Source organism: Campylobacter sp., assembly GCF_052170435.1.
Lineage (GTDB): Bacteria > Campylobacterota > Campylobacteria > Campylobacterales > Campylobacteraceae > Campylobacter_A.
Map to the genome: position 1 here is coordinate 1 of NZ_JBQNAN010000005.1, position 20,300 is coordinate 20,300.

The window sequence follows — 20,300 nt, forward strand, 5'->3', positions numbered from 1 at the left end:
CGACGTAGTCGGCTTTGGCGTAAAATTTGCTCGGGTAGCGATACGCGCCGCTAGGCAGAACGAAATCAAAATAAGGCTTTGAGGACGGGCGGATTAGGACGTTAAATTTTTTGATGTGAAATTTGCCGAAACCATCATCGAGCAACACGTACTTTGCGCCTAAATTTAGGGCTTCTTTTATCGCGATGTCGCGGTTTTCGCTCACGATGACGTTTGCGTTTTTCATGCTTTTTGCGTACTCCATCGCCTCGTCGCCGCTAGTTTTTACATCGGTTAAAATTTCTCCCGAGATCGCGACCTTGACGAGTCCGCTTGAAGCTCTGCCGTAGCCTCGTAACACGACGCAGCCGCCCTCAAATTCGTTTAATATAGCGATACCCAGCGGCGTCTTTCCGCTGCCACCTAGGGTTAAATTTCCGATGCTGATAATCGGAATACCAAAATCTAAAGTTTTGCTAAATTTCGCCTTTAAAATCACGCCCGCGCAGTAAAGCGCACTCAATGGCAAAAGCGCTATAGCTAGGCACTTTTGCCACAAATTTGGAGCGTAAAAATACTCCTGCGCGAAGGCGTAAATTTTCCTTTTAAACACGCGTTTTGGCTATCTCTCGCACGCTCTCGCAGATATAGGCGACCTCTTCGTCGCTAAGCGCATTGTAAACGGGTAGCGAAAGCACCTGTTGATATGTTTTTAGCGCGTTTGGGAATGAATTTACCTTAAGCCCGTACTTGCTTTTATAGTAGCTCAAAAGGTGCATCGGCTTGTAATGAAGCGCCGTGTGAATGCCGCGCTCTAACAGCTCCTTCGCAAACCCGTCGCGGTTTTTATCGATCTTGATGATGTACTGGATATAGACGTGATCGCGCTTTTTGATCGGTAGCGAAACGTGCGGGCAGTCTGCGAGCTCTTTGTCGTAGATGGCGGCGATCTGTCTGCGCCTAGCGATAAATTTATCCGTTTTTTCAAACTGAGCCACCGCATACGCCGCGCAAAGCCCCGTTAGATCATACTTCACGCCGATATCTACGACGTCATAGACGTAGCCTAGGTTGCCGTCTTTGTCTATGCCGCCCTTTACGATCGCGTGGTTTCGCAGTAGTCTAGCGCGCTCGGCGACCGCATCGTCGTCTGTTAGCATAAAGCCCGCCGTCGCGATTGGGTTTGTGAGCTGCGAATGCACGTTAAAGCAAGAGATAAGCGAGCGCTCGTCAGAGCCGATTTTCACGCCGTTATAGGTTAAACCGATGGACTTGCCGGCGTCGTCTAGCACCTTTACGTCGTACTCCTGCGCGATAGCGTAAATCTCGTCCATATCAGACGCCTGCCCCGCGACGTGGTTTACGAAGATACCTTTTAGCTTTTTGTGATTGTGCACTTTTAGCGTATTTCGTAGCGACTGAGGATTCATATTAAAGTCGTCTTCGTTAATATCCACAAATATCGGCTCGGCGTCAAAATGCCTGATCGCCTGCGCCACGCTCGGAGTGGAGTTTACCGAGCAGATAATCTTGTCGCCGCGTTTTAGATCCATCGAGCAAAGCGCCAAATGATGTGCGGCGCTGTTGTTATTTGTCGTAACGGCATGCTTTACGCCAAAATACTCCCTAAGCTCGGACTCCAGCCTATCCACGATCGCCGAACCGTGGTCTTTTAAGGCTTCTTTGATGAGCGTGGTTTCGGCCTCGTCGATGGTCGGTCGATAAAACGCTATCTCTTCCATTGTGCCTCCTTGTTTTTTATTTTTATCTTACCTTCTGTGTTTCTTTTTTTGTTTTTAAATTTATTTTGCCGCCAAATTTACGGCAGTTTTATATATTTTTACTTTCAGAAAAATCATCGCGACTTTGCCGTTAAATTTAACACATCCCAAAGCCGAGCAAATTTGATGCCGAATCAGCCGTCAAATTTCGCCCTTTTCCCACAAAACCTCAGCTAAATTTATCGCCGCAGCAGTAAATTTAGCTCAAATTTTACTCACCGTTCACGCTAGCGACCGGCGGCAACGAGAGTTTAAATTTATTCGCTCTCATCCTTGAAAATATAGTCGCGACGAGCTTTGGATCAAATTCTTGCGCCAGTTCGGCCTCGCTTTTGCTCTGCGCTAGACGCAAGACCTCATCTAGCCGCTCGTAGCTATAGCCTATGTCGGCCTCGTCGCTTTGCCCTTCCCAAAGGTCGGCGGACGGGGCTTTTGCGATGATTTTTTCATCGATGCCAAGCTCGCACGCTAGCTCGTAAATTTCAGTCTTGAAAAGCTCGCCGATAGGATTTAGCGCGCACGCCATATCGCCGTAGATCGTGCCGTATCCAAGAAGGCGCTCGCTTTTGTTGCTAGTGCCCACGACTAGCGCGTTTACCTTTGCCGAATAATCATAAAGCAGACACATCCTCGCCCTTGCGCTTAGATTTCCCATGCGCAAATTTGGCAGCGGCTCGCCGATTTGCGCGGTAAAGCTATCCAAAATCGGCTGGATTTCGATGATTTTATACGTTATTTTTAGATCTTCGCAAAGCTTTAGTGCGTCGCTTAAATTTCGCTCGCTCGAGTACTTCGTCGGCATCAAAAGCGCATGCGTTTCAAAGCCCGTACGCGCGCAAAGAGCGGCTACGACGGCAGAGTCTAAACCGCCGCTAACGCCCAAAACAAAGCCCTTTGCGGCGCTTTTTTCGAGGTAGCTCACCAAAAACTCGGTTAGCTTCAGGCTGATTTGCGAATAATTTTTCATAACGATTATCACCGATAAATTTAAATTCTAAAATATTATACAATTTTTTTATAAAATTTAACTTTTAAGCTTAAAAAATATACAATTTATTTTAATTAAATTTTATAAAAGGACAAACGTGAAAATTTTTTCAAAACCATGTGGAGATTATCAAACCAACTGCTACGTAGTATCCAAAAACGGGCGCGAAATTATCATTGATCCAGGTCAAGATTCATATGATTTTGTCGTAAAAAATTCACACGCGCCGCTCACTATTTTAAACACTCACGGGCATTCCGATCACGTTCTTGACAATGTTAGCTTAAAAAATTTTTTTAATGTTCCGGTCTACATCCATAATAGTGATAATTTCATGCTTCGCGAAGATCTTTGGGACGCTGGACAGCAGCCGATGTATGATGCGATCTGTGTCGGCGGAGCGAAATTTGAGGACGTTAAATTTAACATAGAGGACTTTGAGATCGAGTTTATGCACTTTCCTGGGCATACGCCGGGATGCTGTATGGTGCGCGTGGACGACGTTATCTTTAGCGGAGATTTTTTGTTTAGAGGCTCGATCGGACGCTATGATTTTCCGTTTTCAAACGCGGAGGATATGCGCCAAAGCTTGCTAAAATGCAAAAAACTGCAGGAAGATTTTATACTATATCCGGGTCACGGCAAAAAAACGTCGCTAAAAGCCGAGCGGGCAAATTTGGACTTTTGGATAGATATGATAAGCAAAGAGATGAGATTTTAGCGGGCTAAATTTGATCTTCTAAAATTTCAAAATAACCGCGCCAAATTTTAAAAGGCAAATTTGACGGCGGCGAATTTGGCGTTAAATTTATGCAGGTTTTGCCGAAATACGGCGCAAAACAAAATTAAAAAGCAAAAGCGGCGCCAAATTTACCGCGCCGCTCGGTATGCTTTTAAATTTGAGCGATTTTACGCATTTTGCTTCGCCTCTTCTTTGCGTTTTTCTTCGTTTCGTCTTTGCGCGGCTTGTTTTTGCAGGTTGGTTTTGTAAATTTTAAAGATATGATCCTCTAAAATCACAACCTGAAAAGTCCCCTCAAACACCTTTATGTCGTTCGTCGTGCCAGTTACTCGAACCTCGCGTTTTTTGCTCTCGTTAAAGTGCGAGCGCGCGTCGAATTCGATCGCTTCGTTTAGCTTGGTCGGAGCGAAAAAATGTATCTTAGCCCCGATAACGACGCTAAAAGTCTCATTGACCGCCGCCATCGCCGCATAGCTAGCCGCAGAGAAAACAAACCCGCTGTGTATAAGCCCCTCGCTATCGGCGACCATATCGCCAGTGGCGAAAAAACGCGTTTTAGCGTGATTTGGCTCGAGCTGCGTCACGGTTCCGCTTAGGCCGATTTTTATATTAGGCGAGGTTTTTAGCTCGTTGCGAAACGGATTTTCGTCCTCAGGCAACACCACGCTGTCGCTACTGTTGTCGTCGTAGATATTTTCGTCCATTTTTCACCTTTTTATACGCTTAGTTTTAGATAGACCCGTTTTGGCGCAGGATAGCCCTCGACCGTGCGCGTAGAGTCTGCAGGATCGAGGAAATCGCCCAAGCTCTGCCCCAAGATCCACTCTGTTTTTCGCTGCTCGTGCGCGTCTGTGGGCTTTGTAGCCAAAATTTGCGCGTCTTTAAAATTTGCCCTTTCGCACCAGTTTAAAAGCGCGCTAACGGTCGGCACAAAGTAGATATTCGGTATCTTTGAGTATGTATTTTTAGGACTCAGGACAAAATCGCCCTGCATATCAAGATACATCGTATCCAAAAAGAGCTCGCCGCCCGCATTTAGTGCGCCTTTTAGCTCTTTTAGCGTACGCACCGGATCGCTTCTGTGATAGAGCACGCCAAGACAAAAGAGCGCGTCAAATTTGACGCCGTAGTACGGCAGATGCTCAACGCCTAGCAGCTCGCACTCTATGCCCGATCGCGCGAACGCATCGATAAATTTAAACTGCAAAAAGCTCATCACGCCGGGATCAAAGCCGATCAGCTTTTTGGGGCGCTGCGGCAACATACGAAAGAGATAGTAGCCGTTGTTGCAGCCGATATCGCCCACGACCTTATCCGCTAGATCCATGTGCGGCGCGAGCAGGTTAAATTTAACAAAACTCCTCCACTCGCTATCTATCAAGATATCGTCTATCTTAAACGGCCCCTTGCGCCACGAGCGTAAATTTAGCGCCGTTTGCAGCGTCTCTTCGCACTCCACAGGGTTTAAATTTGCGTTTATCTCGACTATATCGTCAAATTTAAGCTCAAATTCGCGATCCTTAAATTTAGTCGCCAGCCCCTCTACCTCCCGCATCAAAGGCGCGTAGGTTTTGCCAGCCAGCTCCCTAGCCTTAGCCGCTCTAGCCGCTTCTAAGCTCATCACTCCGTCCAGTCGATGATATTTTTAGGGCACTCTTTGTGATAGACGCCCGTCGCGTCGTAGTACTCCTTGCACTCGTTATAGTACTTCGTCGTCACGCCGCGATCGTTTAAAAACACGCAACCGCCTAGCATCGCCGCCAGAGCCGAGAAGAATAAAATTTGCGCTAGAGTTTTCATTTGAAAAATTTAGCGTGCTTTTTCTTCATATATTCGACGACTTCGAGCACCTCGTCTACGCCCTCGGCGCCCGAGTTTTCCAGCGCGTCGTCGATGCACTCGATATAGGTCTCGGCGGCGTCCTCGAGCTTATCTTTTTTCACTCCGGCATAATACAGCATCGCCTCCAGCATCATCGAAAGCTCGTAGCTTAGCTCGTCTACGGTTGGTTCTATTTCTTTCATTTTCTATCCTTGTAAAATCGTTTTTTTAGTTATCAGGTCGGTTATCTGCGCTTTTACGTTCTCATAGCTAAAGCTATCCTTAAAGCCCGCAAAAAGCCCGCCGCTAGCGTTCACGTGTCCGCCGCCGCCGACTAAATTTTTAGCCATCAAGCTTACGTCGGCCTTGCCGTTAGCGCGAAAGCTCAGCGTCTTTTTGCTCGTAACGTCGATGAAAAAATCAATATCGGGATTGGCTACTAAAAAGTCGTTGCCTATAACCGAAGTATTGCCGATATTGTAGGTCAAAATGCCGTTAAGATCGTTATATTTTATGCTAAATTTCTCTTTTTCCTCGCTTAGTTTTTTTACGACGAAGGCCGAAATCAGATTGCTTAGCGTATCGTTTTTGTCCTCTTTAAAAAAGTCCTTTTTAAACCCGAAAATCGCCTCGTCAAGCCCGACGTAGTCGTCTCCCGCGTCAAAAAACTCCCGCGCTCGTTTGATTAGATAAAAAAGATAGCGCGAATTTTCAGCCTCAAACATCGTTTTGTTTATCTCTTTTGCATTTGCGACGAGCCCGAGTCCGACCTTGCCCATTTCAAAATTTACGTCGTCTTTTAGCCAGATATCGACCGCATTTACGACGTCACTAAAGTGATTTAGGCTCGCATCGACCCCGTAAATTTTAGAGAAAAAATCATGCGTGATCTTAGTCGCGCACTTTGAGCTATCTAAAAAATACCAGCTAAATTTACTCGCGCACTCTGCTCCGCTTTGGTGGTGATCGAGGAGCAAAATTTTAGCATTTTTATTTGCGATCGCCTTCTCGTAGGCTTCGCACTGCTCCACGGTCAAATTTAGATCCGTTATCAGGATGAGCGCTTTTTCGTCATTTTTAGCCACTTCGCCCTCGCCGCGATTTTCGGGCGCGTTTTGCGAGTTACCATTTTGCTCGCCGATTAAATTTGACTGCGTCTGAGCTGCATTTTTATCCGAAATTTGAGCCAAAATTTGATCAAATTTCTCGTCGATCTCCTTGCCGTAGTTTGAGTTATAAAATTTAACGTTTTTAAAATAGTGATTCGTTATTACCTGCGCGCCGTATCCGTCAAGATCGGTGTGCGAGAGGTGATGGATGGTCATTTTATTCCTTACAAATTTGATATTTCTATCGTGCCTAGCGTCTCAAACGGCGTATTTGCCGCAACTTCGGCAAAGCTAAGCACCGTGATATCTATGGCGAAATTCGCGCAGATATCGGCGATAAATTTACGCAAGCTAGGCTCCACGCAAAGTATCATCGAGCCGTACTCCGAGATCGGCCGCTTCGCCCTCGCCTCGCGCAGAGCCTGCACGATCGCCGACGTCTGCGAGACGTTTATCATGAGGTGATACGCGCCGTCTTTATACTGCACGGCGTCGATCAGCTTTTGCTGCGCGGCGGGCTCCATCACGTAAAAATTTAATCGTCCGCCCTCATCGACGTAAAGCGAAGTGATGGCGCGAGCAAGCGCGGTGCGGACGTGCTCGACGATCATATCGAGGTTCTTGCTAACCTCGGCGATGTCGCTTAGCGCTTCTAGGATGCTTAGCATATCTTTTATAGGGATGTGGTCTTTTAGCAGCGCTTTTAGCACCTTTTGGATCACTCCGATAGGCGCGATGCGCAGCGTATCCTCGACGATGACGGGGTATTCCGATTTTAGCTTGTCGAGCAAATTTTGCGTCTCTTGGCGGGTTAGGAGCTCGGCGGCGTTTTGCTTTATCAGCTCGCTCATGTGCGTGGAGATGACGCTCGCGGGGTCTACGATCGTGTAGCCGCTTAGTATAGCGTCCTCCTTCACGCTCGCATCGATCCATAGCGCGTCTAGGCCAAACGCCGGCTCTTTAGTCGGGATGCCTTCGATGTTGTCGCTAACTAGCCCGCTGTCCATCGCTAGAAATTTATCCGCGTAAATTTCCCCCTGCCCGATCACGACGCCTTTTAGCTTAAAGCGGTATTCGTTTGGCGGCAGTTGGAGGTTGTCGCGGATACGGATCTTTGGCATCAAAAAACCAAGCTGAGCCGCGATATTTCGGCGCATCGCTCGTATGCGCTCTATGAGATCGGTTTCGGCGATCTTTAGAAGGCCGTAACCTAGATCAAGCTCTAAAATTTCAAGCTTTAAGATGTCGTTTATCTTGGCTTCCTCTTCGCGAGCGATCTCTTCTTCGCTTTTTTTAGGAGGTTTGGGTGCGGCCTGCCCTTCTTCTTCGCCTTGCGCCGAGCTTGCGCTTTGGGCCTTGGCGGTCAAATTTATCTTGCCCTCTTTTACCTCTTTCATCACGTAGCCCATAGTTAAAAATAGAAGCGAGATAAAGCCCAGAGATAGCGTCGGAAGCCCGGGAACTAGAGCAAAGATAAATAGTATGAAGCCGACTATTAAAAGCGTTTTATATTCGCCTAGCAGCTGCGTTAGCGAGCCTTCGGCGAAATTTTCATCGTCCTTGCTAGCTCGAGTGATGATGATCGCCGTAGCCGTCGACGTGATGAGGCCCGGGATCTGGCTCACTAGACCGTCGCCGATCGTTAGGATCGTGTAGTTTTGCGCCGAAGTAGCCATATCTAGGCCGTACTGAAACGAACCAATGAGAAAGCCGCCGACGATGTTTATAATCGTGATGATGATGCCCGCGACCGCATCGCCTTTTATAAATTTAGACGAACCATCCATCGCTCCGTAAAAATTCGCCTCGCCTATGATGGCTTCGCGGCGCTCTCTAGCGGTCTTTTCGTCGATTAGACCGGCGTTTAGGTCGGCGTCTATCGCCATTTGCTTACCCGGCATCGCATCGAGCGTAAATCTCGCCTGCACCTCGCTCACGCGCGTCGAGCCTTTGGTAACGACCATAAAATTTATAAGCACGAGGATCGTAAAGACGATCACGCCGATGACGTAGTTGCCGCCTACGACGAACTGTCCGAAGCTTGAGATTATCTCGCTCACGGCATCAGGACCGTTGTGTCCTTCGCTTAAAATCATACGCGTGGTGGCTATGTTTAGCGAGAGTCTAAAAAGCGTGATGATAAGAATGAGCGTCGGAAAAGTGCTAAGGTCGGTAGGCTTTGGCACGTAAACGGCGATAAGGATGATGAGCACCGAGATAGAGATGGAAAGCGCAAGAAAAAAATCCAAAACCGCGCTAGGAAGCGGCACGATGATGATCGCTAGGATGGCGATTATAACGCCGACGATCGTGAGCCCCTTAAACCTTACGATAGGCTCTAAAAACGGTGCGACCAGGGTTAGGATATTGCGCTTTTGTTTTGCCAAAATTTACTTCTTGATTATATTTGCTAACGTAATCGTATCCAAAAAATCGTCGATTTTAGACTGAAGCGCGCTAAACATCGGCCAAATTTGACACATTCCGCCCTTGCTGGAGGCACAGCTATCAGCCGAGATCGAGCACTCAAATACCGCCATTTTACGCTTTTCTGCGCTTTCGATTATTCTTTTTATACTGATTTCTTCAGGCTTTTGCGCGAGCATAAATCCGCCGTTTGCGCCCTTAAACGAAACCAAAATGCCCTCTCTAGCCAAATTTTGCAAAATTTTAGCCAAAAAGCTTTTTGATATCTCAAGCTCGCCCGACATCGTATCGACATCCGAGGGAGCGTCTTTTTGCGCTATGTAAATCAGTGAAAGCAGCGCGTATTCGCTCGCTTTTGTCAAAAGCATAAATTCCCCTTAAATTTTTTGCGGATATTTTATTAAATTTTATCTGCAAATTTGATTAAATCAATATTTTTTAAAACAGGCGCCGCATTTTTTGATTTTTATGATATAATCGCATTTTTCAATCTCACCAATCAGGAGGTCATTATGGCTTTGGATTCGGCTAAAAAAGCAGAAATTGTTGCGAAATTCGCTAGAAAAGAGAAAGATACGGGCTCTCCGGAAGTTCAGATCGCATTGCTAACCGCAAGAGTCGAGGAGCTAACCGAGCACCTAAAAATCTACAAAAAAGATCACTCGTCTCGCCTCGGACTACTTAAAATAGTCGGCCGCAGAAAACGCTTGATGAAATATCTAAAAGCTAAAGATTACGCAGCTTACACAAAAGTTATCGCTGAGCTAAATCTCAGAGATAAATAATCCTAAGCCCCGAATTTGGGGCTTTTCTTTCAAATTTTACTTCTTATTATTTTTCAAAATTTAACACATCAAATTTTATATTCATAAAATTTCTAGCGATAAAACTAAATCTATTCTACTTTTACATTAAATTTATTCAAATTTCCCAGCACGCAGCCAATCATGCCCAGAATTTACCCTTATAACCTTGAGCTAACTACACTAAAGTTATCTAAATAAATTTTTTTAACTCTACCCCTTGACAATTATCCGCTCAATGTTGTATAATGCGCCTAGCAATTTAAAGGAGAGAGTGCTAATATGATAAAGGTGAGCAAGCGAGATCTGATACTTGAATCTATCATTCAAGCTTATCTTAGCGACAACGCTCCGATCGGCTCTAGCGAGCTTGGTTCTCGTATGGCGATGTCGATCCCGGCCTCTACGATTAGGGTTTATTTTAAAAAACTCTCCGACGAGGGCGCGATTACGCAGTTTCACGTTAGCGGCGGCAGGATACCGACGGCTGCGACGATGAGAGATTATTGGCGAGCTAGGTTAAATTTTAATGAGATGCTAGATATCGCAAATCCTAGCCTGCTAAAGTTGCTAAGCGATAAATTTGAAATTTACGCGATGGTTTTTGAAAGCAAAACCCAAACGCTAAACGAGGTCTTAAATTTAAACAATAGATTTTTGATTTTGAGCTTTAGCGAGGACGAGATAGCGCTCAAATTTAACCCAAAAGTCGAGAAGTTTTTGAGCAATCTCATCGGCACGGATCTAGGCAAACTCGAGCTTACCTGTATGCAGGTGGGTCTAAACGAGCTAAGAAACAAGATAGCCGAGCTAAAACGCACTAAAATTCGTTTTTTAGAAAACGAAAAGATAGCGCTTGAGATTTTCGGTAAGAGTTTTAAAAACGCGCTAAGCCCTAGCTTTGAGATGGTTTTTGACTCAAATTTAGTCTTTTTCGGTGAGAATTATCTAGGCATGAAGCTTGGTGTAAATTACGAGGGTAAAGAGGCCAAAATGCTTTGCGCGGGTAGTATTTATAATGATTATGAAAGATTTTTAAACAACCTAAAGGAGGCGGCATGAACGAGAATGAAAACGTGGAACTTGAGCAGCAAATCCCGTCAAATTTCGACGAGAGCATCAGTTTTGAGGGCTTGGACGCGAAGTACGTCGAGCTTCAAAAGCAGCTCGAGGAGCTAACCGATAAGTATTATAGAGCCAACGCGGACTTTGAAAACATCAAAAAGCGTTTTGAAAAGGAAAAAACGGACATCGCGACATATGCGAACGAGAAATTCGCGCGAGATCTGCTTCCCGTGATAGACGCGCTTGAGATGGCGGTAAATTTTGAAACCGAAGGCGACGAATATGCAGCAAAAATCAAAGAAGGAATTTATATAACGATAGATCAGTTTAAAAAGTGTTTCGAGAAAAACGGTATCACGGCGATCGAAGCGAACGAGGACTTTGATCCAAATTTCCATAATGCCATGCTCCAAGTAGAAAGCGAAGAGGTGGAAAAAGGCAAGATCGTACAAGTGATACAAAAAGGCTACCTCATCAACGGCAGGATTTTACGCCCTGCGATGGTGTCGATAGCGAAGTAAAATTTGAAAGAAAAATTTAATAAAAAGGAAAAACAATGGCAAAAGTAATAGGTATAGACCTAGGAACGACGAATTCATGCGTGAGCGTGTATGAGCGAGGCGAGAGCAAAGTAATCCCGAACAAAGAGGGCAAAAACACGACTCCTTCGGTCGTGGCTTTCACGGATAAGGGCGAGATTTTAGTAGGCGACAGCGCGAAACGCCAAGCCGTCACAAACCCTGAAAAAACCATCTACTCTATAAAAAGAATAATGGGTCTAATGAGCAACGAGAAAAACGCGCAGGAGGCTAAAGCTAGGCTGCCGTACCACGTCGTAGATAGAAACGGCGCGTGCGCTATCGAGATCGCGGGCAAGGTCTACACTCCGCAAGAAATCTCGGCAAAAGTGCTAATAAAACTAAAAGAGGACGCCGAAAGCTATCTGGGCGAAACGGTCGTAGACGCCGTCATCACGGTGCCTGCGTACTTTAACGACAGCCAAAGAAAAGCGACTAAAGAAGCGGGAACGATCGCGGGACTAAACGTGCTTCGTATCATAAACGAGCCTACCGCGGCAGCTCTAGCCTACGGCCTAGATAAAAAAGAGGCCGAGAAAATCATGGTTTACGACCTAGGCGGCGGTACGTTCGACGTTACGGTGCTAGAAACCGGCGATAGCGTGGTCGAGGTTTTGGCTACCGGCGGTAACGCGTTTCTCGGTGGCGATGATTTTGATAACCGCCTAATCGATTGGCTAACTAGCGAATTTAAAAGCGATGCCGGCATTGATCTAAAAACCGACGTGATGGCTATGCAGCGCCTAAAAGAGGCGGCCGAAACGGCTAAAAAAGAGCTAAGCTCGGCTCAAGAAACGACGATAAATTTACCGTTCATCACCGCCGACGCTACGGGTCCTAAACACCTTACAAAGACGCTAACTAGGGCTAAATTTGAAGGCATGATCGAGGATCTGGTCGCTCAAACGATCACCAAGATAAACGAGGTCGTAAAAGACGCCGGCCTAAGCAAAACGGAAGTAAAAGAAATCGTCATGGTGGGCGGCTCGACGCGCGTGCCTTTAGTTCAAGAAGAGGTCAAAAAGGCATTCGGCAAAGAGCTAAATAAAAGCGTAAATCCGGACGAAGTCGTAGCTATCGGCGCGGCGATCCAAGGCGCGGTCATCAAAGGCGACGTGAAGGACGTGTTGCTCCTAGACGTCACTCCGCTAAGCCTAGGCATCGAGACTCTAGGCGGCGTAATGACGAAAATCATCGAAAAAGGCACGACTATCCCGGTTAAGAAAAATCAAGTATTTTCAACCGCCGAGGACAACCAAAGCGCCGTCACGATTCACGTACTACAAGGCGAGCGCGAATTTGCCCGCGACAACAAGTCTTTGGGTCAGTTTAACCTAGAGGGCATCCCTGCCGCTCCTCGCGGAGTACCGCAGATCGAGGTTGAGTTTGACATCGACGCCAACGGTATCCTAACGGTCTCTGCTAAAGATAAGGCTACCGGCAAAGCCCAAAACATCACGATCTCAGGCTCAAGCGGCCTAAGCGAAGACGAGATCAACAACATGGTCAAAGACGCCGAGCTACACAAAGAGGACGACAAAAAACGTAAAGACGCGGTAGAGGCGCGCAACCAAGCCGACGCGCTCGCACACCAAACGCAAAAGAGCCTCGATGAGCTAGGCGAAAAGGTCCCGGCCGAGGATAAAGAGCGCATCCAAAAGGCGCTTGACGAGCTAAAAGAGACGCTAAAAGACGAAAACGCGAGCAAAGAGCAGATCGACGCGAAGGTCAAAACTCTAAGCGAAGCCAGCCACAAGCTAGCCGAAGCGATGTATAAAAAAGACGGCGCCGCGGGCGAGCAAGCAAACGGCGGCAAGAAAAAAGACGACGACGTCATCGACGCCGAAGTCGAGTAAAATTTAGCCCTTATCTCAGTAAGGGCTTCAAACGAAAATTTAAGGTTTTAGCGTTTTTACGCGCCCTTAAATTTGCCCCGCCCGTCAAATTTAACGGGCGGTTTTTATAATTTTCTTTTAAATTTTACGCAATCCTAAATTTACCAATCTATTCAAATTTGACCTCATAAAGCTTTTTTGCAAATTTGCCGCTTCGCCGGTAGATTAAATTTGACTCTCTTCCGCGCAATCCTTAACCAAAATCATCCATTTGGACGACCGATTTAAATATAATCAAACAAAAAAGGTCCTAAATGTATCTATTTTTCCTGATCGTTCATATTTTGAGCGCCGTAGCCTTCGTCGGTTACGTATTTTTCGACGTTTGTATATTTCCGTTTGCCAAAAAACACGTAGACGAGGATACGCTCGCTCGCGTCAAAAAAGCCTACACCAAAGGCAGCGCGAAGGTTTTCGGTACGGCATTTTTGCTGCTGATTATCAGCGGCGCTTATATGGCGAAGGATTATTTCGGCGGCGAGAACGGATGGCTGGATAGCCCGTTTCAAATTTTACTCGCGACCAAGATCGGCGTACTAGGGCTAATGTGCCTAATCACGGCAATATCGCTCTTTTTCGTTTATAAGCTCAAAAAGCCCGATCCTTTCGGTAAATACTCGCACGTCATCGCCCTTGTTTTGTGCGTCATAATGATAATCCTAGCAAAGCTAATGTGGAGGGTTTAGGTAAATTTGACGCGGACATAGCCCGCTCCGATAAATTTAACGTGGCAAGCCTTTATGATCGCAAAGTGCGGAGGAATAAAACGCGAAAGTAAAATTTGATAGATTGATTTAAGGCGCGATAAAATCGCCAAATTTAGAATAAAATAAAAGAGCTTTAGCCGCTAAGGAGCGTAGCGGCTAAAAGATAAAAGCAGTTAAATTTAGCCCAAAAGCCTGCCAAACTGGCTTTGCAAGCTTGCGGTATTGTGCGCTTGAGCTAGGATCGCGGCGTTTGCTTGCAGGTCGTTTTGCTTAAAGGCGCTTAGATTTTTAGCGATGTCGTTATTTTGTAGCTGCGACTCGCTTTGTCTTAGCGCGACGTTTTTGGTTAGGCTTGCGTTGATACCCGAGATTATGCCGTTTTGCGCCGCGCCGATCTCGCCTCGCAGAGCGTTTACGCTACCGATAAATTTACTCACGCTATCGCCGTTGCTCACGTCTATACCGCTAAAATCAGGCGCGTTTAAATTTACGCTCGCCGTGCCGTTACCGGTTAGGAAGCTCATCTGCCCGCCAAATACGTTCTTGCCGTTAAAGCTCGCTTGCTGCGTGCTCTCTCTCATCGCACCCACGAGCGCGTCCGCCTCGCTTTTTATCATCTTTTGCTGATCGGCGTTTAGGATGCCGCCGTTATATCTCACCGAGAGTTCGCCGATACGGTCGGCGCTTTGCGTGATATTTGCTAGCGTAGAGTCGGCGATCTGTAGGATGCCGATGGCGTCGTTTGCGTTTGCGACGCCCTGCTCTAGCGTGGAGCTTTGAGAGCGTAGGAAGTCCGCGATAGCGAGATTTGCGCTGTCGATGCCGCTTAGAGCGCGCTGTGCGGAGATGTTATTTAGGGCTTTTGCGCTGTTGTTTTGAGCTTGTTCTAGGTATTGATTGCTTAGGCTTGAATTTGCGGAAAAATTTCCCAGTTTCATTTGCACTCCTTTTAAATTTGACCCGATTTTAGCGAAAATTTGATTAAAATTTGCTAGCGGCGAGCAAAACGTCAAATTTAAGCATTTAAAAATTCTAGCCGTAAATTTACCGTCTAAATTTTACCTTGCCGCGAGGTTTTGTCACGGCTTCGTTTTCTACCGCTTTCGCACGGTTTTTATACTCGTAGGCTTTGCTCGCGATCGCCGCCAAAATCGCAACCCCTAAAAATATCCAAAGATAATACCTCTCCACGCCATCGTAGCTAGTAACCGCCTCAAAAACTAGCTCGCCTTGTGCCGGCACGAGCCGCTCATCTTTTATCATCTTGCGGATGTCTGCGCCGCTTATGTTTTGTCTGCGCGGATCATACGGCCGCGTCAGGATCTCGATGACGTCAGTATCCGCGATCTCGTAAACGCTAGCGTCAATCATCTGCCCCGTCCCCATCGCGTCAAAATAGTAAATTTTATCGCCGTTTGCATAAACCGCGCCGTATATGCCGTTGCGCACAAGGCCTATTTTACGCCACTGCTCGCTAGTTTCAAGCCTAAAAAGCTCCGTATGACGCGAGCTTAACCGCCTGCCGCTCTTATTTCTGTGCCATACTTCGCGGCTCTGCACGAAATAAGTCTGTCCGCCGCTGATAAAAACGCTACCCGCAAGCGGCGAAATTTCACCCGTAAACGGTTCGTCTGCCGCGCGTTTTAGCTCGCCGCTTTCGCGCTTCCAAAAGTAAATCCCGCCCTTGCCGCGAAAAAGTAGATGATAGGCGTGCGCACCGGAGACGCCAAAGGGTAGCGAATAAGGCGCAAATTTTGGTGCAAACTCGTGCTCGTCCGCATAAACCGCGCCACTAACGGGCTCTAAAAGATAGTGCAAGCCGTTAAAATACGCCGCCTCGTGCAGCTCTGCCGTAAATTTGACCGCGAGCCGCGAGCTTTTAAAATAGACATTTCGCCCGTCCGTAACGTAAAAATCGCTAGTTCGTCCGCGCGCGTCTAGCACGTATCTTAGCGCCCTAGCATCTGCGCCCTCTAGCTGCTTACCCTCAAAATACACCCTGCCGCCTTCGCCGCCCAAAGCCGCTTTTTCCGCCGCAAATCCAAAATCTAAAATAGGGGCTAAATTTACACTAGAAACGCGCTCGGTTTTATAAATATAGCTTTGCGGTTTATCAGCACCAAATATCGCGTACGCCATAGTTTGAACCATCTCGGTAAAGCCGCCTAGCTCGTAGTTCCTCTCGCCTACGTCGCTACAAAAATAACTAATCTCGCCGTCCGTGAAATATCCGTTGCCAATCGCCCTAGCACGAGATGGCTCTAGCCTGGTCATAGCGAGATTGCCGCAGTAGACGGCGTTTTCGCCCATGCCGACGTTTCGGCCGCGGTAACCCTCAGACGCGAAAACCCTAAATTTATCCGCCCGCACGCCCTTTAGCTCAAATTTGCCTCCGCTTGGGATGAGCGCGTAAATTTTACCCTGCGGCGTAACGTAAAATTCGCTGTTACCTATCTGGGTAAAATCATTCTCCTCCTCGTAGCTAGCGACATAAACCATGAAAAATACCGTAAAAAGCACAGCAAAAAGCGCAAATAAGCAAAGTAGTATAGGTTTTTTATCTTTCAAAGTGCCGCCTATTTTTAGAAGCTCTGATGTTTATCGAACTCAAATTTTACGCAAAATGTCTCAAAATTTTAAATTTTCCTATCGCAAGGTACGCTAGCGACCAAACGAGAAAACAAATGCCAATAAGCCTAATAACATCGGTAAAATCGCGAATCTCAAATCTGCCCGTAATTAAAGAAAAAATCACTCCGCCCGCAATACAAAGAGCAAGAAGCGTAAGAGAGATAAAAACAGCAATGTTTATAATTTTTGCCGTCATGCTCTTGTTTTTGCTATTTTTAGCCAGGGTTTCAAGCAGGGTTATTCTATTTATAAAGCCGTCTTTTTCGTACTTTACGCGCACGAGGTCGCCCTGTTCTAGACTAAAATCAGCCGAAAAAACGCCGCTAAATTTAATCCCGTCCAGCTCAAAACTAGCGCCGATAAACTCGTCTCGCTTAATAGTGCGTAAATTTAGAGCGCTAATCCTACCTGTTTTAGTTAATTTTTTCAAATTTGCTCCAAATTTTCGGCGATTTCCAAGACTTCAAAGTATTCGTTCTCTAGCGTTTCAAGCTCGCTTTTAGCAGCTTCTAGGTCGTTATAAAGCGCGGTTAGGCCGATTTGCTGATAGATTTTAGGATCGCTAAGGCCCGCGTTTAGCTCTTTTATCTTAGCTTCCAGTGCGGCGATTTTTTCAGGGTGCGAGGATAAAATTTGCGTTTGCTTGTAGCTTAGCTTCGCGCCGGTTTTGCTCTTTTGTTTTTGCGCTTGCTCGGCTTCGCTTGCTAGGCTCGCTTCAAATTTACCAAGCTCGGCTAATTCGTCTTCTAGCTCGAGATAGACGCTGTACTCTTGATGTAGCACTTCAATCGCCGTGCCCTCAAATGCCCAGAGCTTGTGCGCGATCTTATCGACGAAGTAGCGGTCGTGGCTAACGATGATTATGGCGCCTTCAAAGCTTTGCAGATAGTCCTCAAGGATGTTGATAGTAGCTATATCTAGGTCGTTTGTGGGCTCGTCCAGTACGAGCACGTCATACTCCTTGCTAAAAAGTAGAGCCAGCGCCACGCGGTTTTTCTCGCCGCCGCTTAGCACGCCGATTGGCTTATCGAGGAATTCTTTAGGAAATAGGAAATTTTTAAGATAGCCGTAGACGTGCATATTTCGCCCGCGCACCATGACGTGATCGCCGCCGTTTGGGCAAAAGGTCTCGATGAGGCTTTTATCGTCATCCAGCGCGCTTCGCGACTGGTCAAAGTACCCCACGCGCACCTCGCCGCGCTTTATTTCTCCACTACTAGGCTTTTCAAATCCGAGTAAAATTTTAATAAGAGTGCTTTTGCCGCTGCCGTTTCGTCCGACTATCGCGATACGCTCGCCTTGCAAAACGCGCGCATTAAAATCTCTAAAAAGCTGCTTGCCGCCGATATTTTTGCTTAGTTGCTTGATCTCAAATAGCATCTTTTTGCGGTTTACGCTTTGCGTTTGGTTAAAATTTTTACTCGCGCGCTCAAGCTCGAGCCTAACGCGGCGTATAACGCCCGGATTTTTCTTTGCCTCTTCGCGCATGGCTAGCACTCGCTCTTTACGCCCTTCGTTGCGCTTTAGACGCGCTTTGACGCCGCGGCGCAGCCATTCCTCCTCGGCTTTTAGCTGTTTTAGCAGCGTCTCGTGAGATTTGGCTAGGCTAGCTAGGATTTCCTCTTTTTTAGCTAGATAGTTCGCATAGCCGCCGTCAAACGACGCCAGCGCGCCTTCCTCGATCTCGACGCTTCTAGTTGCCAGCGCATCGATAAAGTAGCGATCGTGCGAGATAAAAACTATCGTCTGGCGCGAGCTTTTTAGCATATCTTCAAGAAATCTCACCATATAAACGTCAAGGTGATTGGTAGGCTCGTCAAGCAGCAAAACATCGGGCTTTTTAAGTATCAGCGCGCCCAGAGCCACGCGGCGTATCTCGCCTCCGCTAAGGCGAGAAACAGCGCGGTTTTCGTACTCTTTTAGCTTAAACTCCTCCAGCACGCGCTCGATCTTGCGCTCGATCTGCCAGCCGTCTTTCGCCTCGATAAATTTGATTAGCTCGTCTTGCCTAGCGTTTAGTTCTTTGTTTTGCGCATCGCGTCCGAGCGCTTCTAGCACCGCGGCATACTCGTCCCTAGCGTCAAAAATCTCTTTTAGCTCCAAATTTAGCGCGTCTTTTACGGTAGCCGCATCGTCAAATTTAGGATTTTGCGCGAGCATTTCTACTTTTACGCCGCCTTGCACGATACGCCTGCCGCTATCAGGCTCTAGCGCGCCCGCGACTAGCTTCATCAGCGTGCTTTTGCCGCTGCCGTTTTTACCGATGATAGCGATACGCTCGCGCTCGTTTACGCTGAGGCTTATTTTGTTTAAAATTTCATTGGGGCCGAATTTTTTACTAACGTCGATAAGGTCGATTAGAGCCACGCGCGAGCCTTAAAACGAGATATGCATGCTAAGCGCGATGATACAAAGCGTAAGCGCCATCGGTACGTAGATATATCTGCCCGTAAAATACCAAAACGCGCCTTGCTTTTTTGCCGCGCCCGTGTTAATCTCGTCCATAATCTCTTCTTTTTTGATAACCCAAAACCACGACACCGCGCCGATAACCGCGCCGATAGGGATGATGTAGATCGACACGAAGTCCATCCACGGCCCCCAGCTAGTTATGGCTTCCATATTTACGCCGATACCAAAGCATATTATGCAAAGCGCGATTAGTACGACGCCGCGCTTTAGTTTAGGAAATTTGTGCATTATCGATTCGGCGACTGCTTCGAACATATTTTGCAGCGATGTCACGCCGCCGAAAATCACCGCCGTAAATAAAATAATCGCGAAAATTTGACCGCCCGGCATGTCTTGTAAAATTTTAGGCAGCGTTACGAAAAGTAACCCGGGCCCCGCCGCCGGATCCATGCCGTAAGCAAATACCGCAGGCAGCATAACAAGCGCCGCCGTCATTGCCGCGATCGTATCAAAGATCGCCGTCTTTTGCGCGCTATCTACGACGTCTTCGTCCTTTGATAGATACGCGCCGTAAACGATCATACCAGAGCCCGTGATAGATAGTGAGAAAAACGCCTGTCCCATCGCCGCTACCCACACCATAGGATCTGCTAGCTTGCCCCAGTCGCTGTGAAAGACGAATTTATACCCGCCAAACGCCCCGTCTAAAAACGCCACCCTGATAGCCAGGATAAAAAATAGCACGAAAAAAAGCGGCATCATGATTTTGTTTGTCTTTTCGATACTGTGCGCGCCGAAAAATAGCGTAATTAACGTACCCGCAACGACGATAAAGTGAAACGGCACAACCGAGTAGGACGAAAGCGCAAAGGACTCGAACCAAGTGTTCGTATCCACGGTCATCAGCGAGCCCGTGATCGCCTGAAATAGCGCCTTTAAAACGTACGCGATGATGACTGCGTAGCCGATAGCGATACACATCGAGCCAGCCAGCGGTATCCAGCCTAAAATTTTACCGAACGTGCCCCAGTTTCGGCTCTTCCAGGCGTATTCATAGGAGCCTAGCGTACCGGTTTTAGCGCGTCTACCGATAGCGTACTCGGCAGAAAGTCCGACATAGGAAAATATCGCGACAAAAAACAGATAAACGAGCAAAAACGCGCCGCCGCCGTTCGTACCGACCTTATAAGGAAACCCCCAGACGTTGGCCATACCGATAGCCGAGCCCACGCAAGCGATGATAAACGCCCAGCGTGACGTGAAATTTGTTTTGTGCATTTGATATCCGTTTAGATTAAATTTTCTCAATTATACTTGATTAATCTAATAAAAAGATTATGCCCGCTCGCCTGCAAAGCACGC

The 20,300-nt window shown here is 47.1% G+C and carries 21 protein-coding genes; 6 read left to right on the top strand and 15 right to left on the bottom strand.

Annotation, left to right across the window (positions count from 1 at the left end; genetic code table 11):
- From ACTTJF_RS03140 to ACTTJF_RS03150, 3 genes are all read right to left on the bottom strand, one after another.
- A partial coding sequence (locus ACTTJF_RS03140) for a tetraacyldisaccharide 4'-kinase (RefSeq protein ID WP_442550732.1) occupies window positions 1-592 on the bottom strand: 592 nt, incomplete at its 3' end.
- Complete coding sequence (locus ACTTJF_RS03145) at window positions 585-1,721, bottom strand: DegT/DnrJ/EryC1/StrS family aminotransferase (RefSeq protein ID WP_442550733.1); 1,137 nt, start codon at window positions 1,719-1,721, stop codon at window positions 585-587. The genes ACTTJF_RS03140 and ACTTJF_RS03145, both read right to left, overlap by 8 nt.
- A gap of 250 nt (window positions 1,722-1,971) precedes the next feature.
- The gene (locus ACTTJF_RS03150; RefSeq protein ID WP_442550734.1) at window positions 1,972-2,727 is read right to left on the bottom strand and encodes an NAD+ synthase; all 756 of its coding nucleotides are present in this window, start codon (window positions 2,725-2,727) and stop codon (window positions 1,972-1,974) included.
- Window positions 2,728-2,845: 118 nt separating this feature from the next.
- Here ACTTJF_RS03150 and ACTTJF_RS03155 point away from each other — a divergent pair, with 118 nt between their 5' ends.
- Window positions 2,846-3,469, top strand: a complete 624-nt coding sequence (locus tag ACTTJF_RS03155) for an MBL fold metallo-hydrolase (RefSeq protein WP_442550735.1) — start codon at window positions 2,846-2,848, stop codon at window positions 3,467-3,469.
- 188 nt (window positions 3,470-3,657) lie between these two features.
- Here ACTTJF_RS03155 and ACTTJF_RS03160 read toward each other — a convergent pair whose 3' ends face one another.
- The 7 genes from ACTTJF_RS03160 to ACTTJF_RS03190 are packed head-to-tail and all read right to left on the bottom strand — an operon-like array spanning window position 3,658 to window position 9,215.
- Window positions 3,658-4,194 (bottom strand): PaaI family thioesterase, encoded by a 537-nt coding sequence (locus ACTTJF_RS03160; RefSeq protein WP_442550736.1) that lies wholly within the window; start codon window positions 4,192-4,194, stop codon window positions 3,658-3,660.
- An 11-nt stretch (window positions 4,195-4,205) separates the two neighbouring features.
- Window positions 4,206-5,111 (bottom strand): tRNA 5-methoxyuridine(34)/uridine 5-oxyacetic acid(34) synthase CmoB, encoded by a 906-nt coding sequence (gene cmoB / locus ACTTJF_RS03165; protein WP_442550737.1) that lies wholly within the window; start codon window positions 5,109-5,111, stop codon window positions 4,206-4,208.
- Window positions 5,111-5,290: a hypothetical protein gene (locus ACTTJF_RS03170; protein ID WP_002946522.1), complete on the bottom strand. Its 180-nt coding sequence runs from the start codon at window positions 5,288-5,290 to the stop codon at window positions 5,111-5,113. The genes cmoB and ACTTJF_RS03170 overlap by 1 nt, the downstream gene beginning before the upstream one ends.
- The gene (locus tag ACTTJF_RS03175) at window positions 5,287-5,514 is read right to left on the bottom strand and encodes a hypothetical protein (RefSeq protein ID WP_442550738.1); all 228 of its coding nucleotides are present in this window, start codon (window positions 5,512-5,514) and stop codon (window positions 5,287-5,289) included. Before ACTTJF_RS03175 ends, ACTTJF_RS03170 begins: the two co-directional genes overlap by 4 nt.
- Before the next feature lie 3 nt (window positions 5,515-5,517).
- A complete protein-coding gene (locus tag ACTTJF_RS03180; protein ID WP_442550739.1) occupies window positions 5,518-6,636 on the bottom strand; it encodes a DHH family phosphoesterase in 1,119 nt (372 codons plus the stop codon).
- 8 nt (window positions 6,637-6,644) lie between these two features.
- Window positions 6,645-8,807: a flagellar biosynthesis protein FlhA gene (flhA, locus tag ACTTJF_RS03185; RefSeq protein WP_442550740.1), complete on the bottom strand. Its 2,163-nt coding sequence runs from the start codon at window positions 8,805-8,807 to the stop codon at window positions 6,645-6,647.
- 3 nt (window positions 8,808-8,810) lie between these two features.
- Window positions 8,811-9,215, bottom strand: coding sequence for an RrF2 family transcriptional regulator (locus ACTTJF_RS03190; protein ID WP_002946513.1), 405 nt, complete (start codon window positions 9,213-9,215; stop codon window positions 8,811-8,813).
- Between the two features lie 144 nt (window positions 9,216-9,359).
- Here ACTTJF_RS03190 and rpsO point away from each other — a divergent pair, with 144 nt between their 5' ends.
- From rpsO to ACTTJF_RS03215, 5 genes are all read left to right on the top strand, one after another.
- On the top strand, window positions 9,360-9,632 hold the full coding sequence (rpsO, locus tag ACTTJF_RS03195) for a 30S ribosomal protein S15 (protein ID WP_002952011.1): 273 nt from the start codon (window positions 9,360-9,362) through the stop codon (window positions 9,630-9,632).
- A 300-nt stretch (window positions 9,633-9,932) separates the two neighbouring features.
- Entirely contained in the window at window positions 9,933-10,712 is a 780-nt protein-coding gene (locus ACTTJF_RS03200; RefSeq protein WP_442550741.1) for an HrcA family transcriptional regulator, read from the top strand.
- Window positions 10,709-11,236: a nucleotide exchange factor GrpE gene (gene grpE, locus ACTTJF_RS03205; RefSeq protein ID WP_442550742.1), complete on the top strand. Its 528-nt coding sequence runs from the start codon at window positions 10,709-10,711 to the stop codon at window positions 11,234-11,236. Before ACTTJF_RS03200 ends, grpE begins: the two co-directional genes overlap by 4 nt.
- A gap of 35 nt (window positions 11,237-11,271) precedes the next feature.
- The gene (dnaK, locus tag ACTTJF_RS03210) at window positions 11,272-13,149 is read left to right on the top strand and encodes a molecular chaperone DnaK (protein WP_442550743.1); all 1,878 of its coding nucleotides are present in this window, start codon (window positions 11,272-11,274) and stop codon (window positions 13,147-13,149) included.
- 293 nt (window positions 13,150-13,442) lie between these two features.
- Window positions 13,443-13,874, top strand: coding sequence for a trehalose-6-phosphate synthase (locus ACTTJF_RS03215; RefSeq protein ID WP_442550744.1), 432 nt, complete (start codon window positions 13,443-13,445; stop codon window positions 13,872-13,874).
- 200 nt (window positions 13,875-14,074) lie between these two features.
- On the opposite strand, the gene ACTTJF_RS03220 is transcribed toward ACTTJF_RS03215, so the two are convergent.
- The 5 genes from ACTTJF_RS03220 to ACTTJF_RS03240 all read right to left on the bottom strand — a co-directional run bounded on the left by ACTTJF_RS03220 (window position 14,075) and on the right by ACTTJF_RS03240 (window position 20,216).
- Window positions 14,075-14,833 (bottom strand): flagellin, encoded by a 759-nt coding sequence (locus tag ACTTJF_RS03220; protein WP_442550745.1) that lies wholly within the window; start codon window positions 14,831-14,833, stop codon window positions 14,075-14,077.
- A gap of 106 nt (window positions 14,834-14,939) precedes the next feature.
- Complete coding sequence (locus tag ACTTJF_RS03225) at window positions 14,940-16,463, bottom strand: DKNYY domain-containing protein (protein ID WP_442550746.1); 1,524 nt, start codon at window positions 16,461-16,463, stop codon at window positions 14,940-14,942.
- Window positions 16,464-16,509: 46 nt separating this feature from the next.
- Window positions 16,510-16,956 (bottom strand): hypothetical protein, encoded by a 447-nt coding sequence (locus tag ACTTJF_RS03230; RefSeq protein WP_442550747.1) that lies wholly within the window; start codon window positions 16,954-16,956, stop codon window positions 16,510-16,512.
- A complete protein-coding gene (gene abc-f / locus ACTTJF_RS03235) occupies window positions 16,953-18,893 on the bottom strand; it encodes a ribosomal protection-like ABC-F family protein (RefSeq protein WP_442550748.1) in 1,941 nt (646 codons plus the stop codon). The genes ACTTJF_RS03230 and abc-f overlap by 4 nt, the downstream gene beginning before the upstream one ends.
- A 9-nt stretch (window positions 18,894-18,902) precedes the next feature.
- Complete coding sequence (locus ACTTJF_RS03240) at window positions 18,903-20,216, bottom strand: sodium-dependent transporter (protein ID WP_442550749.1); 1,314 nt, start codon at window positions 20,214-20,216, stop codon at window positions 18,903-18,905.
- Window positions 20,217-20,300: the final 84 nt, after the last annotated feature.